Origin of the sequence: Pseudomonas sp. B10, assembly GCF_900156235.1 — a bacterium.
Classification (GTDB): Bacteria; Pseudomonadota; Gammaproteobacteria; order Pseudomonadales; family Pseudomonadaceae; genus Aquipseudomonas; species Aquipseudomonas siliginis.
The window spans coordinates 5,716,546-5,731,504 of the sequence record NZ_LT707063.1 but is presented as its reverse complement, the minus strand read 5'-3'; the positions used below and the strand labels follow the sequence as shown (position 1 = coordinate 5,731,504).

Annotated in this window: 18 protein-coding genes; all 18 read right to left on the bottom strand. The window is 59.6% G+C overall.

Features of this window, described 5'->3' with window-relative positions:
• Window positions 1-3: 3 nt before the first annotated feature.
• The 18 genes from BXA01_RS26070 to BXA01_RS25985 all read right to left on the bottom strand — a co-directional run bounded on the left by BXA01_RS26070 (window position 4) and on the right by BXA01_RS25985 (window position 14,890).
• Window positions 4-342: a phage tail protein gene (locus BXA01_RS26070; RefSeq protein WP_076567291.1), complete on the bottom strand. Its 339-nt coding sequence runs from the start codon at window positions 340-342 to the stop codon at window positions 4-6.
• The gene (locus BXA01_RS26065; protein ID WP_076567289.1) at window positions 342-3,692 is read right to left on the bottom strand and encodes a phage tail tape measure protein; all 3,351 of its coding nucleotides are present in this window, start codon (window positions 3,690-3,692) and stop codon (window positions 342-344) included. Before BXA01_RS26065 ends, BXA01_RS26070 begins: the two co-directional genes overlap by 1 nt.
• A complete protein-coding gene (locus BXA01_RS26060; RefSeq protein WP_068936707.1) occupies window positions 3,689-3,958 on the bottom strand; it encodes a DUF1799 domain-containing protein in 270 nt (89 codons plus the stop codon). Before BXA01_RS26060 ends, BXA01_RS26065 begins: the two co-directional genes overlap by 4 nt.
• A gap of 47 nt (window positions 3,959-4,005) precedes the next feature.
• Window positions 4,006-4,386 (bottom strand): phage tail assembly chaperone, encoded by a 381-nt coding sequence (locus tag BXA01_RS26055; RefSeq protein ID WP_076567287.1) that lies wholly within the window; start codon window positions 4,384-4,386, stop codon window positions 4,006-4,008.
• A 3-nt stretch (window positions 4,387-4,389) separates the two neighbouring features.
• A complete protein-coding gene (locus tag BXA01_RS26050) occupies window positions 4,390-5,037 on the bottom strand; it encodes a phage tail protein (protein ID WP_076567285.1) in 648 nt (215 codons plus the stop codon).
• Window positions 5,038-5,109: 72 nt separating this feature from the next.
• Complete coding sequence (locus BXA01_RS26045; RefSeq protein WP_076567283.1) at window positions 5,110-5,529, bottom strand: phage tail terminator-like protein; 420 nt, start codon at window positions 5,527-5,529, stop codon at window positions 5,110-5,112.
• The gene (locus BXA01_RS26040; RefSeq protein ID WP_076567281.1) at window positions 5,526-6,182 is read right to left on the bottom strand and encodes a hypothetical protein; all 657 of its coding nucleotides are present in this window, start codon (window positions 6,180-6,182) and stop codon (window positions 5,526-5,528) included. Before BXA01_RS26040 ends, BXA01_RS26045 begins: the two co-directional genes overlap by 4 nt.
• Window positions 6,179-6,550 (bottom strand): hypothetical protein, encoded by a 372-nt coding sequence (locus BXA01_RS26035; RefSeq protein WP_076567279.1) that lies wholly within the window; start codon window positions 6,548-6,550, stop codon window positions 6,179-6,181. The genes BXA01_RS26040 and BXA01_RS26035 overlap by 4 nt, the downstream gene beginning before the upstream one ends.
• A 2-nt stretch (window positions 6,551-6,552) precedes the next feature.
• Window positions 6,553-7,056, bottom strand: coding sequence for a DnaT-like ssDNA-binding protein (locus tag BXA01_RS26030; protein ID WP_076567277.1), 504 nt, complete (start codon window positions 7,054-7,056; stop codon window positions 6,553-6,555).
• Window positions 7,057-7,112: 56 nt separating this feature from the next.
• Window positions 7,113-7,718, bottom strand: coding sequence for a hypothetical protein (locus tag BXA01_RS26025; protein WP_076567826.1), 606 nt, complete (start codon window positions 7,716-7,718; stop codon window positions 7,113-7,115).
• A 50-nt stretch (window positions 7,719-7,768) separates the two neighbouring features.
• Window positions 7,769-8,737, bottom strand: a complete 969-nt coding sequence (locus BXA01_RS26020) for a major capsid protein (RefSeq protein WP_008431834.1) — start codon at window positions 8,735-8,737, stop codon at window positions 7,769-7,771.
• A gap of 11 nt (window positions 8,738-8,748) precedes the next feature.
• The gene (locus BXA01_RS26015) at window positions 8,749-9,456 is read right to left on the bottom strand and encodes a hypothetical protein (protein ID WP_076567274.1); all 708 of its coding nucleotides are present in this window, start codon (window positions 9,454-9,456) and stop codon (window positions 8,749-8,751) included.
• 131 nt (window positions 9,457-9,587) lie between these two features.
• Window positions 9,588-9,797, bottom strand: a complete 210-nt coding sequence (locus tag BXA01_RS26010; protein ID WP_076567271.1) for a hypothetical protein — start codon at window positions 9,795-9,797, stop codon at window positions 9,588-9,590.
• Window positions 9,798-9,964: 167 nt separating this feature from the next.
• A complete protein-coding gene (locus BXA01_RS26005; RefSeq protein WP_076567268.1) occupies window positions 9,965-11,053 on the bottom strand; it encodes a minor capsid protein in 1,089 nt (362 codons plus the stop codon).
• Window positions 11,028-12,488 (bottom strand): DUF4055 domain-containing protein, encoded by a 1,461-nt coding sequence (locus tag BXA01_RS26000; protein WP_076567265.1) that lies wholly within the window; start codon window positions 12,486-12,488, stop codon window positions 11,028-11,030. Before BXA01_RS26000 ends, BXA01_RS26005 begins: the two co-directional genes overlap by 26 nt.
• Window positions 12,485-13,786 carry a terminase large subunit domain-containing protein gene (locus tag BXA01_RS25995; protein ID WP_076567262.1) on the bottom strand — a complete coding sequence of 434 codons (1,302 nt, stop codon included), beginning with the start codon at window positions 13,784-13,786 and terminating at the stop codon, window positions 12,485-12,487. The genes BXA01_RS26000 and BXA01_RS25995 overlap by 4 nt, the downstream gene beginning before the upstream one ends.
• Entirely contained in the window at window positions 13,773-14,234 is a 462-nt protein-coding gene (locus BXA01_RS25990) for a DUF2280 domain-containing protein (protein WP_076567259.1), read from the bottom strand. Before BXA01_RS25990 ends, BXA01_RS25995 begins: the two co-directional genes overlap by 14 nt.
• A gap of 32 nt (window positions 14,235-14,266) precedes the next feature.
• The gene (locus tag BXA01_RS25985; RefSeq protein ID WP_076567256.1) at window positions 14,267-14,890 is read right to left on the bottom strand and encodes a putative metallopeptidase; all 624 of its coding nucleotides are present in this window, start codon (window positions 14,888-14,890) and stop codon (window positions 14,267-14,269) included.
• Window positions 14,891-14,959 lie beyond the last annotated feature (69 nt).

Sequence of the window (14,959 nt, the reverse complement as noted above, 5' to 3'; positions counted from 1 at the left end):
CCCTTATGGATGGAATGCACGCTCGAACGTGGCGGTAAGTTTGAAAACCCCACCGCCCACCGGAGTGGGCACGGGGTTCTTGCAGGTGAACAGGCCAAGCTGGCCCAATGGCGTGGTCCAAAGGAAGGCTTTTGCCCCTGCATGCCGGTCGAGGAACGCCATGATCTCCAGCACCTTGGCCTGAGGTCCGCTGTAGGTGATCGGGTAAGCGTCTTCCTTGTTGTTTGGCCCGTCGCCGACTTCCTGTTTGTAGCCGTCGCCAAACTGCGAGGTGCGCACTCGATAGGAAATCTCGGGTGAATCACCATGCTGAGTCGGCCAAGTAAATTTTTCGATGGCCATCAGCCCCTCCCATTTGTAAGGCGCCAAATAGAACCGCCTGGCTGAATCGCTCGGGCGATAGCGGTTTCAGCTTCGGTTTTTGCCGCCTGCTGAATACCCTTGCCAAGCTGCGTCGTATCCTCAGTACTGGCTGCGCCGCCACTGCCTTGGGTTTGCACCGATACAGCGACGGGGAAGTTGTAGACGTTGCCGCCACCACTCCCGCCGCCACTGATTGCGCGCACACCCAACTGCCCGCCGGCCGTGCGGGTCAGCGGCATGATCGCCTCCTCTCCCGCCTCGCCCATTACACCAAGCCCACCGCCAGCCATGCCGAACGCAGTAGGCTTGCTCACGATCGAGTTGGTGAACGCAGCGCCATTGGCAAACATCTGCACGCCGTTGGCCCATGCCCCGCCGTCAGCCTGAAAGTAGGCGGACGAGTAACCAGCCTGGGAGGCCCCGAGATTGGATGAAGTTGCGCCAGCGGATCCAGCCGCCAGCCCGTTACCGCCGCCTCCGCCAGTGAAGTAACTGGTGGCCGCACCAACCAGACTGCTCAGCAGCGCCGAACTGGCCTGACGGGTCGCAATGCGCGCCATGTCCGCCAGAATCGACTTGGTGAAGTCAGCAAACGACAGCTTCCCGGTCATGGCGAAGTTGACGACTGCGTCTTCCATCGAGCTGAAGGCGTTGCCGAACAGGGTCTTTGTCTGTCCGGCGATATTGCTCGCCGAGTCCAGGTAATTGGCCCAAGCCGACGTTGCGCCCTTGGTCCAGTCCCCTTGAGCTTTCTCGACATCGGCGTAGTTCTGCCGGATCTGATCGGTTGCGGCCTTGTTCGCATCGGCAAGAGCCTGCGACTTACGGGCGAACTCCTCCTCCGACATATTCCGCGACGGATCGGACTTCTGATTTGCCAGTTCCAGCGACTGCTGAGCGAACCGATCCTGTTGGCTGTTCAACTCACTGTTGAGCGCGTTCTGGCGATCGCCCTGACCGACGCCGAGAACGGCTCGCTGCCCTGCCAGTTCCAGCGCTCGCTGTTGCTGAGCCAGGGCCTGAACGTAGGTCGTGATCGCACGCTCTTGTCGGGCGAGACGGCCGGTCTCGTTTGTGGCCAGAACCTCGAGCTGGGTGTCCGCGTCCTTCTGCGCTTTGACCATGCCTGCGCGGGCGTCGGCGATCTTCTGGTCCAACTGAATGCTTTGCGCGGCGGAGGTGGTCTTTTTCGCCTTCGCGGCTTCCAGCGCGGCGATCTCAGCCTCGTATGCTGCGGTCACTTCGTCGCGCTCATTGCCGATCAGCGCTTCGCGTTTCAGGGCATAGTCGGCTTGAGAAACGAGTCCGGCCTTCTGCGCCGCGTCCAGTTCCTTCTGGGCGTTTTTATAGTCAGCGCTGATGGCGGCCAAAGCGTTTTTGGCATCATTGAAGCCTGTCAGGTCGACTTGAGAAGCTGCCGATTTCGGATCTTTGTTTTTATCTTCAAGCCCTTTTTTCAGCGTGTCGTAGGCGCCGCCAGAAAACTTGCTGCCGTCGTAAAATACGCCATCAAGCAGGGGCGACTTCTGTCCTGTTTTCTCCGCATTCTCGTACAGGGTTTTGAACTGCTGGTTGAGCTTATCCAGCGCGGCCTTGCGCTTATTTAGCGGATTAACGTCATCAAGCTGCGCATCGAGCGCTTTCTGAACTTCGATAGCCTTCTGATTGGCATCTGTGTTCTCACCGGTGGCGATTGCCAAATCGGTGCTTGCCGACATTCTGGCTTTGAGGCCGGCGAGCTTTTTCTCCAAAGCTTCGGTTGAGTCGTCATGCACGCCAGTGCCCAGGCCCAACGCCGTGTTCAGAGAGCTGAGACCGTTGGAGATTGCGCCCGCTACTCCGCCACCCTTGCGGGTATCCAGAATGCGCTGAGTGATCTCGATCTGCTTGGCCAAGTCCGGGAATATTTCCGAACGGACCTCGGCGTACGCGCCTTTGATGGCTGATTTGATTTTGTCCCAGTCGCGCTCAACATCTGATAGGGACGCGCGATAGGCTTCCAATCGCTTAAGTGCGGCCTGATTCACATCTTCGCTGAGAACATCAAGCGCGCGCTGGCTTTCGCCCTGGTCATCGAGCCCTTTGATGACCTGGTACTGTTCGAGGGTCAGCAACCCATACTGACTGCTGATCTTGCCTGCGGCTTCTGTTGCCGTGTCGCCAGCGGTGGCGAAAGACTTGGCGAGTTCGGCAGCGCCTTGGCCAGTTACTTCACTCACGGCCGCTGCGGCTTCAGCCAGATTACGCATTTGCGTGCCGCTGGTAGCTGCTCCGGATGCAAGCGAAATAACTGCCTCGCGGGCGCCGGACAGATTGCCGGTGACGCGCCCAGCGCCGTCGGCCATGTCCTTCAGGCTTGCGATGGTCTGCCCCGCGCCGTTCGTACCGCCATTGATAGCGGCATTGAACTCGCGCGCCTGTTTCATTGCATCGAAGTACGCGTACCCCAGACTGCCGATTACAGCGACCAAAAGGCCAGCCGGGATCAACATCCCTGCGAGACTTTTCGCTGATTCACCGGCGCCAGCGCCAAGCTGAGCGATTGCGCGCGCACCACTGCCCAGATCGCCTGCCTGAATGGCATTGGCGAGCTGCATGACGTTTTCTTGAGCTTGGCGCGTGCCGAGCTTTAACTTGTCGAATGCACCCGCGGCTTCAGTCAGGCCCGCTCGGTCCTTGCCGATCTTGGCCAGGGCTTCGTTATAGCGCTCGGCATCGACCTGCCCAGCTTTGTGCAGGTCGTTTAGCGCCTTCTCCTGAGCCTCCAGCTTAGCCAGCTTGGCGGTCACTGGATCAATACCGTTGACGGTGCGCTTCAGCGCCTCAATCTGGCGATTCTCAGCCTCAATCAGCTTTTGCTTTTGGGCCAGCTCTTTGGCTTCCGCCTTTTCAATCTTGTCGTAGGCCCTACCCAGTTGATCCTGGTACTTCGCCTGCTCCTCGATGGTGACCAAGCCGCCCTTGCGGGCGCGCTCCAGCAATCCCTCAGCCTGAACCAGCGATTCCATGCTCGAGATATTGCCCGTCATCGCCTTGTCGAGCTGACTGATGACGGAGATTTCCGCTACTGCGCTGTCAGTTACTTTGCGACTTGCCCCGGCTTGACGGTCCCTTGCCGCCGTCGATTTATCGATGCCTTGCGCAATGTCCGCTTCTGCCTGGGAAACCTTTTTACCAGTGCCGGCCAGGCCTTCGCCTGTTTTGCCTAGGTCATCAATGGCCTTCTGGGCGCCTTCAGCAGAATCGACCAGCTTATCCAGATCATCAGCAGCCTTTGCGGCCTGCGACGACTCGACCGCAATACCCAGGGAAGCGAAATTGGTGCTCATTTGTTTTCTCTCTGTTCCGCCATCACCTGCAGGGCTTCAGCCTCCATCCGCCGGAAGTCGCTGAAAATGGTTTGTCGCTGACTGATCGGTACGCCACACATCCGAATCACACCGGAGAGAACGCTGTAGTCCATGCCTGTTGCGCCACACGCGCCTGTGCGCCACTGGGTGCTCATGGCCTCGAAGACTTTGAAGGCCTCCCAGTTGTCCGGCCAGATGCCGACTTCCTTGTCGGGAATGTCCTGGCGCGATAAGCCGAAGGCCATCAGGTCTGCATCTGATGGCCCAGGCTCATACAGGGCGCGGGAGGCGCTTAGGAGTTTCCCAGGCGGGCTTCGCTGAAGGCCTCGGCGTACGCGTTTAGCACTGCCTTCGGCGCCGAGTTGATCGAGTTAACGAGGATGCGCACGTTTTCAGGCGTGAATTCCTCTTCGATATCCCAGCCGACCACCACATCCAGCAACTGGTCTGCTTGCAGGGCGATCTGGGCGGCGGTGAAAGCTTTGAGGTCCATGTCGCCGACCAGCTTGCTCAGCTCGTCGTGCCGTTCGTTCCAGCCGGTGTACAGCTCGGCAAGCGCCGTGCGGTCCAGGTACTTGAACTCAAACTCAACCTTTTCGGCGCTGTATCCAGCCCGCTGGATCATCACCGGTGCCTTGAAGGTTGGTTTTTGGATCAACTTGAACTTAGCCATGGGTTACACCGCAGCCGCGTAACGGGCTGGGCGGCCGGTGAGCGCCAGGCTGATAACACGGGTCATCAGGTTGTTACGAGACATGGTTGGGGTCGAAGTGATCGACACATAGCCGTTGTAGATGATGCTGCTGCCGCCCGGCAGGTTCAGGCGAAGCAAGCGAGCCTGCTTATCATCGTCCGCAGCCTCACAGACGGCCACATACGGCTTGGATGGATCATCGGCTACGGTGAACGTTAGCGTGATCGGGTTCTTTGTGGTCGGCATCTGGCGATCATCATCGTCAGCCAGGAAGCCGAAGGTCAGGAACTGCTGATCACCACCACTGGAGTTCATCTCAGTAATCTGCGAGATCTCGGTGAAGGCTGTCACCTCGCGAACGGAACCAATCCCTGAGCCAGCGGGATACTGTTGAATGCTGGTCGTATTGATGTTCTCCAGCGCGAAGGTGCCGCTGGCGATCGTCCCAACCCGAACGCCGCGACCATCGAGGCGGGTCCAGCCAGAATTTACGGCAATGATGTCGCCCTCGGCCAGACCGTGCGCCGCAGCGGTCGCGACGGCTGGATTGGCGTTGGTCAAAGCGGTGAATGGGATCGCCGTGCCGTAGATGGACGCGATCTCAAGAGTGGCGCCGTTGGGCATTTGCATGGGTGTTTCCTCTTTTCAGAAATGACAAAACCCGCACAGAGGCGGGTTTCGGGGCTTGCCCAGCGGGCGGAATCAAGTGGCGATATCAGCTCGGTATTCGAACGAAACCGGCACGGTGTATGTGGGCGGATCAGGAATGCCAGGGCCGGGATCGACTGGCGACATCGTAACGACGGTGAGGCCTGCCTTTGTGTCTCGCGCATAAACCGGGAACAGCGCGCTCAACTCAGCCACAAGTGGGTTCGTCTTGGCCTTGCCGGTATTGGCCGGAGCCACAATGCTGACCTGGTAAACGCCAATGAATGCTCGATGGTCGCCGGCGAGCGTGCTGCTCGCGGTATCACCCGGCAGCAAGAACGCCCGCAGATAGGTTTCGCCGTCGGCCGGGTCGTATTGGATGTTTTCGAACACAACCTTGATCGGCTCTGACCGGGCCTTGCTCCAGGCAATCAGCTTGGCCTCGTAAATGGACGCGATAATGGCGTGGCTCATACCTGGTTGTTCCTTGCGGCTTCGTCGACGATCTGCTGGAAGCGGGCCAGGGTGATTCGGACCATGCCGCCGGGTGCATGGGTCGAATGCCCATACTCCAGCGGGATGCCGTACGGGAGATTATTCACGATGTAGGCTGTCTCGCCAGCCGTAAGTGCCTGGACCTGTAGTCGCAGCTTGGCCAGCGTCACACCGCCAGCCGGATCGGCCTGGTCAATCGTGCCTTCTGAGGGTGTGCCGATGGAAAACTGCCAGTTCCCACGAAACCGCCCACCAACGTAGTCCCTACCCGCGACCAACCCGTTCACGTTGAAATTCTGGTCGCGCTCGGTCTTGGTCAGGGGCTTGGCGTACTTCACGCCGCGCCGCAGCTTGCCAGCCTTGGTGAAGTTTGATTCGTTGAGGTTGATGATCGTGTTGCGGACAGCGACCTTGAAGTCGTAGTCGTCGGCTGCGCGGGTGTTGGTCTGGCGGTGATCTACGTTCGCGGCCCAGATTTCAGGATTGCCTACCGGTGACATGCGGATAACGCTGCTTCCGATCTCGATGACGATCTCGCGGATGGTCGCGTCGATACCACCCTTCGCGCGCTCAGCGAAGTCGCGAATGTTCTCGGCGAAGCTACCGTTCATGCTCGCGTACTTGTTCGTCATGACCGCACCTGCAACTCATACAGGATCGGCGTACCGGCAGGGTTGACCTCTTTCAGCGGCGGCACGATTGACCAAGTACGACCCTGAGCAACCACTTTGTCGAGCAGACCAGGCACCCAGGCCAATCCCTGCGCGGCGATCTTCAGTTTCTTGTCGCCCTGCTTGATGAGGCTGTTGTTCTGGAATTCTTGGCCGGTGAAGTCGAGCAAGATGCCTTGGGCGGCCTGCTCGATGGTAAAGCCCGGTGACTCGCCACCGGTCTCAGGGTCGTACTCACCCGGTTCGGTCTTGCTGATGGTTACGGGCTGGCCGAACTGCGTTATCAACCGCAGAGCGGTAGCAGCCGTGCGGTCGTAGAAGGCATTCATAGTCAGGCCCTTACAGCAAAGAGGCCTCGTTTGGCCAAGTAATCGGCGAACTGGGTTCGACTTGGACGATCCGGCGCGGCCGGCAATAGCCTGCCGCTTTTGTTGCTGATCGGGGCGTATTCAACATCAACCGCGCCTTCTACTCGTTCGCGAATTACCGCCCCCTGACGCTGATCGATCGGGTCGACGTCGTCGGTATGGATCTCGGCAGCCAGCGCCATCTGTCCGTACTGGATCCGCGCCGGCAGGTAGTTGTCTGGCTTGATCTCGTAATCCAGCTCGACGCCGCGGCGTGGCCAGGAGAGTGCCTGCTCGCTTTTGGACTTTCGCCCTTTCCACGTCATGCCATCCATTGCCAGCGCGGCCCTGCGCAGCAGCGCTTCCTGTGCTGGCACCTCCGCCGGGATAACCACGCCGAACTTCACGGCGTACATGGCCAGATCTTCGGCGGATGCGTAGCTTTCGGCGTCAGGCTTGCCGGTGCCGTCCTCAATGATGAGAGTCATGAATCAGCTCGCTGTGGTGTTCTGGATCGGGCGCCGAGCTGCCGGCACCCGCATTGTTACGCCTTCGGAAGTTCCGAGACCGCCTTTTCCAGCGACTCTTTCGAGGCGTTGGCCCGATAAGGTACGCCAGCAGCGTCGAGTTTGGCTTTCAGCTCGGCGATTTCCTTCGCCTCCTTGGTCTCGTCCGTTTCCAGCCGAGCCTGAGCGGCCTGAGCCAAGAGGTCGTCCACCTGCTTCTGCAGGAGCCGCGCCTTCTCGGCTTCAGAATCGCGCTCACCCGCCAGAGTTTCCATCTGTAGGCGAATGCCGTCGAGGGCGTCGAACAGGCGGATAGGCAGTTCGCCGCCGCCAGGGTGTTCCAGTTCAATCAGACCTTCGGCGGCGTCGATCAGCAACACGATGCTGTCGCGCTCTGCATTAAGCTTGCCAATCAGCTCCTGGAACGCAGCGCCGTCATAATTACCGCTATCGGAGATCAGCAGCACCGGTGCCGAATCAACCTGTCGCACCGTCACTTCCGGCACATCGTCAGCCTCGTCATCGCGGCCATTGGTGGCGTTCGCGTCAACAATGCGCAGGCCGTTTTGCTTGGCCAGCGCCTTCACATCTTCCTGGTACTGGTGGAACGGGCCGGGCAAGTACCAGATGTTTTTGTTGCTCATGATCATTACCTCGTCAAGCCGGGCACACCGCCCGGCTCAACATTCAGGGGTTACTTGGAGGCATCACCGATCAGAGCCACACCGGCGGTGTGCTTGATGCTGGTAGCAGTCTTGTCCCAGTTGGTACCGGTCGCCAGCTCGGCGTCGGTCGGAGACTTGCCGCCGGTGGTGGTGTCCCAGGTGTAACCCTTCAGGCCCAGGCCGAAGGTGTAGTCGGTCTGGAGCGTGGTTTCGATGCGCTCCTTGCCGTTGGTGGTCTGGACGTTACTGATGATGTCGCGACCGTCGTGCACCAACGCAGCACCCTGCACCAGAGACAGGATGATTTCCTTGTTCGGAGTGCCGGCCTGCATCAGCGCCGGGGCATCCGTCACAACGGAGATCTTTCCGAGGATATCCACCACACGAACGTTGCCCGCTTGGAACAGCTGCTGCTGGTTCGCCAGGTTCTGGCCGACCAGCTTGTGGTAACTGGTGCCCTGCATCACCTGGGTGACCAAGTTCTGACTGGCGTCGCCGAACTTCGCATGCGCGTTGTTCAGGCCGGCGTAGGTGATGCCTGCGGTCGCCGACACATCGTTGACTGCGGCGGCTTGAGCGGTGATCGCTGCAACCAGTGCCGCGATCGCAGTGTTCAACTGGTCCTTCAGCAGGATTTCAGCGAACGCGCGGCTCGCGACTTCGATACCTTGCGCGGTTGGGCGCTCCAGCCAGGTCATCTGCGATGGCTCATAGCGAATCGGGCCGAAGCCGCCGGCGACCTTCACCGAAGTGTTCTTCAGCTCGGTCAGGTCGGTGGCAGCAACGGCAGCGTTAGCGCTGTAGCGGTCTACGCGGCGCTGGGCAGCAGCAAGAGTCTGGAAAAACGACTCTTGGAGGAAGTCACCAGTGAAGCCGTCCGGGGACAGCACAATAGCGCCCCGGCTCGCTGCGTTGAATGCGGCGAGATATTGATCCAGCGTCTCGAGAGTCGCCGGCATGATGTATTCGTTGAAAACCTGCATTTGCGACAGGGACATGAGTCATTTCCTTACGATTGAGGGAGATCTGGGAACCGGCTTGCGATTGCAGCCGTGCGTTCCTCTTTGGTACCGCCGATTTTTCCTTTCGGGGCCCCGCCCCCACCACCTGCACCGCCGGCCCCGCCGCCCGATGCTTTACTGCCCGCGATCAGCGGCGCGAACGCCGCGTCATTCGCGATTTCTGCTTTCAGCTCGTCCAGCGTTGCCGCTGAGAGCTTGCCCTGCGCGTCAAGTACAACCACCACAGGCATCCCTTCGCGCTGCTCGACGCTCAGGCGGCGCTCGATGTGCGGCAACAGGGCTTTGGCGCTGCCTTGAACAGCCAAGGCAGACGCGATGTCAGTAGCGGTACGGCCGACAGTCAGATCCCGGATCTGCCCGCTCAGCGTTGCCCGCTCCTGTTCCAGCGTGCCGGTCAGCTCAGCTTCACGGCGGGTGAATTTCTCAGTCCAGGAACGCTCGAGCTCTTCGACGTTGCCGGACTTACGAGCGAGTTCTTCTCGCTCAAGGCGCGCAGCCTCTTCAGCTTCACGCGCCTTCTTCTCGGCGGCTTTCTTCTCGCCGAGCAGCTCATCAACCTTGGCCTTCAGGCCAGATACATCTTCTTGCTGCGGCAGACCTTCAATGCCGAGCACGAACTTGCCGTCCTTCTCGGTGTAAAGAGCGCGCACGGCTTCATCTACCCCTTCCAGGGTATCCAGTTGGAATTTCAGCATTGGTTGTCTCCCAGAGACGTAGGTGCAGGCCCTGCCTGCGGGCATAAAAAAGCCCCGTCGTAGACAAGGCTTGTGTGAATCGCAGGGATAAAAAAACCCCGGCGGGCGCCAGGGCTTTGATGAATATCTGATTACATCTGTTTCACGGAAACCGCATACGTGAAATACGGCTTGTTGCCTTGCTCCAACTGCATTTCAGCTTTGCCGACCTGTTTCCTGCCGGCCTCTATGTCGTCTGCAAGGCCGCGGAGGATGGCCACCGCACTGTTTGAAAAGTCAACCGACACATCGGCGCCAATCATAGCTGCAAGCCTAATTGCCTCAGCGTTCTTCTGGTTCATAGCGATTACTCTTCCTTTAGGAAGCGCTGAGTCTAGGTACAAACCTAAATCAACACAACTCGCCACCCTTTAAGCAGTCACGCAACGCACTATAGAGTATTAACCCGCCAATTGGCTTCATCGTGCCACTGATCTTGACTCGCTCACTTCACTCCGCCGCAGCGATACTACTGAATACCTGCTCGCCCGAATGCCAGAGGCTCAAGTGCCTTCATCTCTTTCAGCGTTAGCGGTGCAAAGTTCCGATCAAGCTGCAGCTCAGCAAAGCGCTCCACGCTCAGGCCGCCCTCTCGAAACAGCTTCGCCCGAACCAGGCCAATGGCCTTGTCCTGAAACGCCGCAGGCTGCTGCTTGAGCCAGTCGTAGTAGCTGAGGTCTGCCCTCACCTGCTGCGCGCCAGCGTTGCCAACGGATGCCCGCGTGGCGCCCTCGGCGAACAGGGCACTGAACCGAGTCACTGCCACTACCGTCGAGCGACAGTTGATGTGGATCGGGGGCCGTGGCCCTTCGGTCAGCTTGAATCGACGCTTGTCGAGCGTCCGGCACTGGCTGGTCGTCTTCGAATCCAGCGTACTGACCCACTCCACCGACGGCACAACATCGGAGTTCGCTTTCAGCGTCTCCATGCGCGCCTGGGTGGCGACGTGCTGCACTGCCGTTCGCACGATGGCGCCTGCGTTACGGTTGGTCGTGGCCAGGATGCCGTCGTTGTACTTGAGCGCCTTGGTGCCACGAATGTTCTTGATGATCTGAAAGTTGGTTTGGCCTTCGAAGAAGCCCTGCCGGATCGCGCCTGTGAGGCGTTGTCGCTCCGTGGTCGTGAAACCATCAATGAACGACTTGAGCAGCTTGCCGCCGTCCGCACCGCGCACGCTCAGCGGATTGGTGAGGATTGCCGCTCGAATCGCAGCAGCGCCAGGCACCGCCGCGTCGAACGAAACGCCAACCGGTGCTGCGCGGGTCAGGCTGGTTGCTTCAAATTCTGCCTCGTAATTGGCGATATCCACCAAGTCGAGGTTCAGCTTCTCGGTGTACCGGTCGAAGATGCCGAGCAGCAGGCTGTCGACCTCGCTCAGCAGCCGCTCCAAGCGAGCGACGGTGTAATCCGTCAGATCCGCCCGGGTAAGCCTGTCCCGGATGGAACGGTCGATCTCCTTCAGGAAGGGTGCGAACTTCGCCACCTCCCCCGACTTCAGTTGCTCAAGGAAGACGGCGTGCCGAATGGTAGCGTCAAGGATTGCTTGGTTTGCCGCCATTTAGGTTTGCCTCGTCGTCATCCAGATCCGGCCCGGTGCTTTGCGCTTCGAGTTCACCCCGAATTTCATCGTCCGTCTTCTCTGGGTTGATCACGCCTCGATCGCGCAGGTACTGCCAGAAGTCGCCTTCAGGCAGCTTGCCACCCTGCACTGCGTTAAACAGCGCTGCCAGGATCGTCGCGTCCAGAGTGATCTGGCTGAAGTCTTGATTGAGTTTGTAGACCACTTCTCCGGAGGCGTTCACGAACTCAGCCATCCATTCAAGGCACTGGCTGTAGGCCTCGCTGACGTTGCTGACCACCAGCGACAGGACGCTGTGTTCGGCGGCGCTGTCGTTGTCGGCCTGGGTTGCGGTCTTCACCGCGCTACCACGCTCAATCAGCCGGGCACCGAGCGAAACCATGTCCTGCTTCTTGGATTCCATGGCCTCCTTAGCCACCGTGTTCGGCTGAGCCTGCCAAACTCCGCAGGTGCCGTTTACTGGAAGCAGCCAGGGCGCACGGGAGCCGAGGAATATCCCGTTCGTCTCCATGTGATCGCGCCACTGCTCATCGAGACCAGCCATCCACGGTTGAGGCTGGCCCACCAAGTAGGCAGCTTCCTCGTAGTCCGCACTGTTGCGGTAATGGCCGATGTTCACCTCGGCCATGTCGTACAGCGGCGCGTCGTCAATGGTCGTGTCGTTGTTCTCGCTGCCAACGAATTGGAACGGGATCACTTGCCACGGGCGACCCAGGCCGTTAAGCGGGGTGAATGGCGCGACCTTCTGAGTTGCTGCGCTTGCCCCCTCCTCCCAGACTTCCTGCGTGTACTGTCCGGAGACATCGAGGCGCAAAACGCGGTACTGAATGACCTGCTCACTACCGAAACCATCGTCCGTATCGACGTCGACCGTTTCGCGCAGTACGACGAGGCTGAGCAGGTGCTGGCCGCCGACTTGGCGGGTCTTCCAGTTGATGATCGACTCAGCGGTGTAGCTGGCGATGTTCGCCCGGGCACGACCGGACAATTCGTCAGCCTTGCTGACAGTTCCAGCCTCAACCGCGGCGTAGTCCACCAGCAGCCCGTGGCGACCCACTTCGAGCAGGTGCCCGATGACCGACTGGGACTGTTGGTAGACGCTCACACCCTGACCGTCGACGTCCTTGGCCACGTAATCGAGCGCGCCGGGAACAGTCAGGGTCGGCCAAGTTCGGAATACTGCACCGACAAGACTGTGCTTCGTACGGCCGGTGGCGTTGTAGAACACAGCCCGCTTCTTGTACGCCTCATAGCGCGCCTTGTTGTCTTCACTGGTGTCAGCCGCATTCGGCCTCGGCAGATAACGGTCACCCGCAGCCTTGATAGTTTCCGACCCTTTGCAGACGTCGCGCACCAAGCGCCAGCGGTACTGCGCCGCCGTGTACTCGGGACGGGTAAAAGTAACGTCCGTCATCGGGCGACTCCCATTTTCATTGAGGTGACCGGTTTAACGATCGGGTACTCGCGGTGAATGAAGTAACCGCCGCCGTCGTTGGCGTGGTCGTTGCCTTGGCTCTTATCTGGCTCGCCGTTTGGCGCCCAGATCTGCTGCTCCAAGCCATCGGCGTATGTCGGACAGGTGAACGGATTGACCAGGTAACGCCGCTCGCCCTGCGCGTTGCAGAACATGGCGTTCATGGCGTTGATCCGATCCTTCACCGGCGGGTTGGCCGCCGGCGCGATGACCGTGAAGCCTGCCTGCTTCAGCATGGCGATATCGGTGAGGCTGGCATTGACCGACTTGCGCGAATCGCCGGAGGCGTCCGGGTAGATCCGGATCTCGCAGGTCTTTCTGAAGTCGTTGCCGGTGTGTTCCCAGTACCGCTCTTTGATCCGACGGATCATATCCGGCGTGTCGTAGCCATCCATCAGCTCGTCCACGGCGCGCGGCAGGCCCTGATCACGTTTCACGTGTGTGATCGCCGCCATCTTGCCGACGTTGAAGTCCATGCCGATGAACAGCGGTTCGCCGGGCTGCACAGTGTCAAAGCACTGGTTCAGCTTGCGGTCGTACGCGTGGTAGATCGACCCGGACGTCAGGTTGACGAACTGGCCATTCAGGTACGCGCGGATCAACTGCTCGGGGTACGACTCCATCAGCGAGGCGATGTAGTCGTCAGGTAGGTTCAGTTCGTTGTCGAAGGTGCTGGCTTGGATCAGCCCATACATTTCCTTCAGCGCCGGCTTGTCGCGCAGCTGCTTCACGAACTGGAGAAAGACGAACTTGAAGCCTTCCGGCGTTGTGGTCACATCCACGCCGTTCTTCAGCCCGGGGATGTTGTAACGCATCCGAGCAATGATCTTGCGCCAGGCCTGCTGCGCCTTGATCGACGTCAGCACGTCCAGCTCGTCGACCAGAGCATGACCGATCTTGAAGCCGACGATGGTCTGCGGCTTCTCCATCGACCGGCAAATCACAGTGCCGCGATACTGCCGACCGCTGTAGATGTGAACCTCATGGTTCGCCTGGTTGATCTTGGTCTTCAGCCCCCAGTCGTAGGCCACCTCCTCCATCGTGGGATAGAAGATATCGCGGATCTGCGGGTAAGTCGGCGCGAAGTAGCCAGCATTAACGCCGGGCCACTCCATGAAATGCTTGCTCAGTGCTGAGCACCCGACCCAGGTTTTCCCGGAGCCGAACCCGGCGACGAAGGCGCGAAACTTGTGGGGCAACAGGAGGAACTGCGACTGCGGAACGTTAAGGCTCGGCATTCGACTTCCTCGCATCCACTACGTCGACCTGAATGCGCGTCGGGATTGCCGGTTCGTCGTCAGGCTCATCCTTCCGGTGGCGATTGACGTAGACGTCGCCGACTTCCTTCGCAGCCTGCTCGAGGATCTGCATGGCCAGGCCGATGTTCTTCATCGTCTCGGCCTTCTCCACGAACCGGTTCATCGCACGAAGGCGGAATGCTCGGTTAGCGATCGGGATCTCGGCTGTCTCCTCGCGGAAGCGCTTGCGGGTGTCTTCAAACACCGCTTTCCACTTCACGCCAAGATCACGGCCTGCGTGTTTCGTTGGGTCGTACAGCTCGCACTGCTGGCGAGACACCTCGACACCAAATGTTTCCTTGACCGCCTGCACTACCTGAGTCGGCGTGTCAAAGCAGGCCAACGCCTGCACAATGAAGCGCTTCACCTCATCTTTCAGGGCTGCCATATGGGTTTATTCCGTCAAGGTCCTGTCAAGGATCAGGCCGACTTGAGCAGACAGGTTCCGCAGGCCCTCGATATGTTCATTTCCCCCACCTCGGCAGGATTGTTTGCAGCGTCCACCAGCTCTTGCACTTGAGGGCTCGCCCCATAGCGACGCACCACACCGACGAACTCTTCAACGTCGTGTCCGCGCATCTCAAGCTTGGGCAATCCTTCCTGTGTGAACTTGGGTGCGCCGTACTGATCGGTCGCTTGGGCGATGTGGTACAGCTCATGTTCGACCAGTGCGCAGAAGTCAGCGTCGGAACAGTCGGCGCAGTAATCGGCAGCCAGCGTGATGATGTAGGCCGGCACGTCGCCGAACCAATCCAGCATCTGCTGTTCCATTCGGGCTTTCTGCCAGCCACCAGCGCGGAACGCTACCTGTTCGGCTTGACCGACCACCGTGCGACCCTTCTTCGTGAATGCGGCAGACGCCCACATGACTCTCACGTCCGCATCGATCAGATGGGCGTGGTCTTCGTTGTGGATGCTTCCGGTGTCGGCAAGGATCTCGGCTTGGAGCCACTCCCACACCTCAGGCGCAGGGATCAGGCGGATACCCAGGCCGGATTGCTCAGACAGGTCGAGCAGAAACTCCGGCGGCATCGGCCTGTTCATAGCTCACCTTGCACTTGTAATGATGGCTGGATGCCGGTATTAAGTCCGCGCAAACATCGGTGCAGAACT

Excerpts from the sequence above, each read along its gene's own strand:
- BXA01_RS25995 (WP_076567262.1), bottom strand. The coding sequence starts at position 13,786 with ATGCCGAGCCTTAACGTTCCGCAGTCGCAGTTCCTCCTGTTGCCCCAC.
- BXA01_RS26065 (WP_076567289.1), bottom strand. The coding sequence starts at position 3,692 with ATGAGCACCAATTTCGCTTCCCTGGGTATTGCGGTCGAGTCGTCGCAG.
- BXA01_RS25990 (WP_076567259.1), bottom strand. The coding sequence starts at position 14,234 with ATGGCAGCCCTGAAAGATGAGGTGAAGCGCTTCATTGTGCAGGCGTTG.
- BXA01_RS26040 (WP_076567281.1), bottom strand. The coding sequence starts at position 6,182 with ATGACGAACAAGTACGCGAGCATGAACGGTAGCTTCGCCGAGAACATT.
- BXA01_RS26050 (WP_076567285.1), bottom strand. The coding sequence starts at position 5,037 with ATGCAAATGCCCAACGGCGCCACTCTTGAGATCGCGTCCATCTACGGC.
- BXA01_RS26000 (WP_076567265.1), bottom strand. The coding sequence starts at position 12,488 with ATGACGGACGTTACTTTTACCCGTCCCGAGTACACGGCGGCGCAGTAC.
- BXA01_RS25985 (WP_076567256.1), bottom strand. The coding sequence starts at position 14,890 with ATGAACAGGCCGATGCCGCCGGAGTTTCTGCTCGACCTGTCTGAGCAA.
- BXA01_RS26055 (WP_076567287.1), bottom strand. The coding sequence starts at position 4,386 with ATGGCTAAGTTCAAGTTGATCCAAAAACCAACCTTCAAGGCACCGGTG.
- BXA01_RS26045 (WP_076567283.1), bottom strand. The coding sequence starts at position 5,529 with ATGAGCCACGCCATTATCGCGTCCATTTACGAGGCCAAGCTGATTGCC.
- BXA01_RS26015 (WP_076567274.1), bottom strand. The coding sequence starts at position 9,456 with ATGCTGAAATTCCAACTGGATACCCTGGAAGGGGTAGATGAAGCCGTG.
- BXA01_RS26020 (WP_008431834.1), bottom strand. The coding sequence starts at position 8,737 with ATGTCCCTGTCGCAAATGCAGGTTTTCAACGAATACATCATGCCGGCG.
- BXA01_RS26010 (WP_076567271.1), bottom strand. The coding sequence starts at position 9,797 with ATGAACCAGAAGAACGCTGAGGCAATTAGGCTTGCAGCTATGATTGGC.
- BXA01_RS26070 (WP_076567291.1), bottom strand. The coding sequence starts at position 342 with ATGGCCATCGAAAAATTTACTTGGCCGACTCAGCATGGTGATTCACCC.
- BXA01_RS26030 (WP_076567277.1), bottom strand. The coding sequence starts at position 7,056 with ATGACTCTCATCATTGAGGACGGCACCGGCAAGCCTGACGCCGAAAGC.
- BXA01_RS26005 (WP_076567268.1), bottom strand. The coding sequence starts at position 11,053 with ATGGCGGCAAACCAAGCAATCCTTGACGCTACCATTCGGCACGCCGTC.
- BXA01_RS26035 (WP_076567279.1), bottom strand. The coding sequence starts at position 6,550 with ATGAATGCCTTCTACGACCGCACGGCTGCTACCGCTCTGCGGTTGATA.
- BXA01_RS26060 (WP_068936707.1), bottom strand. The coding sequence starts at position 3,958 with ATGGCCTTCGGCTTATCGCGCCAGGACATTCCCGACAAGGAAGTCGGC.
- BXA01_RS26025 (WP_076567826.1), bottom strand. The coding sequence starts at position 7,718 with ATGAGCAACAAAAACATCTGGTACTTGCCCGGCCCGTTCCACCAGTAC.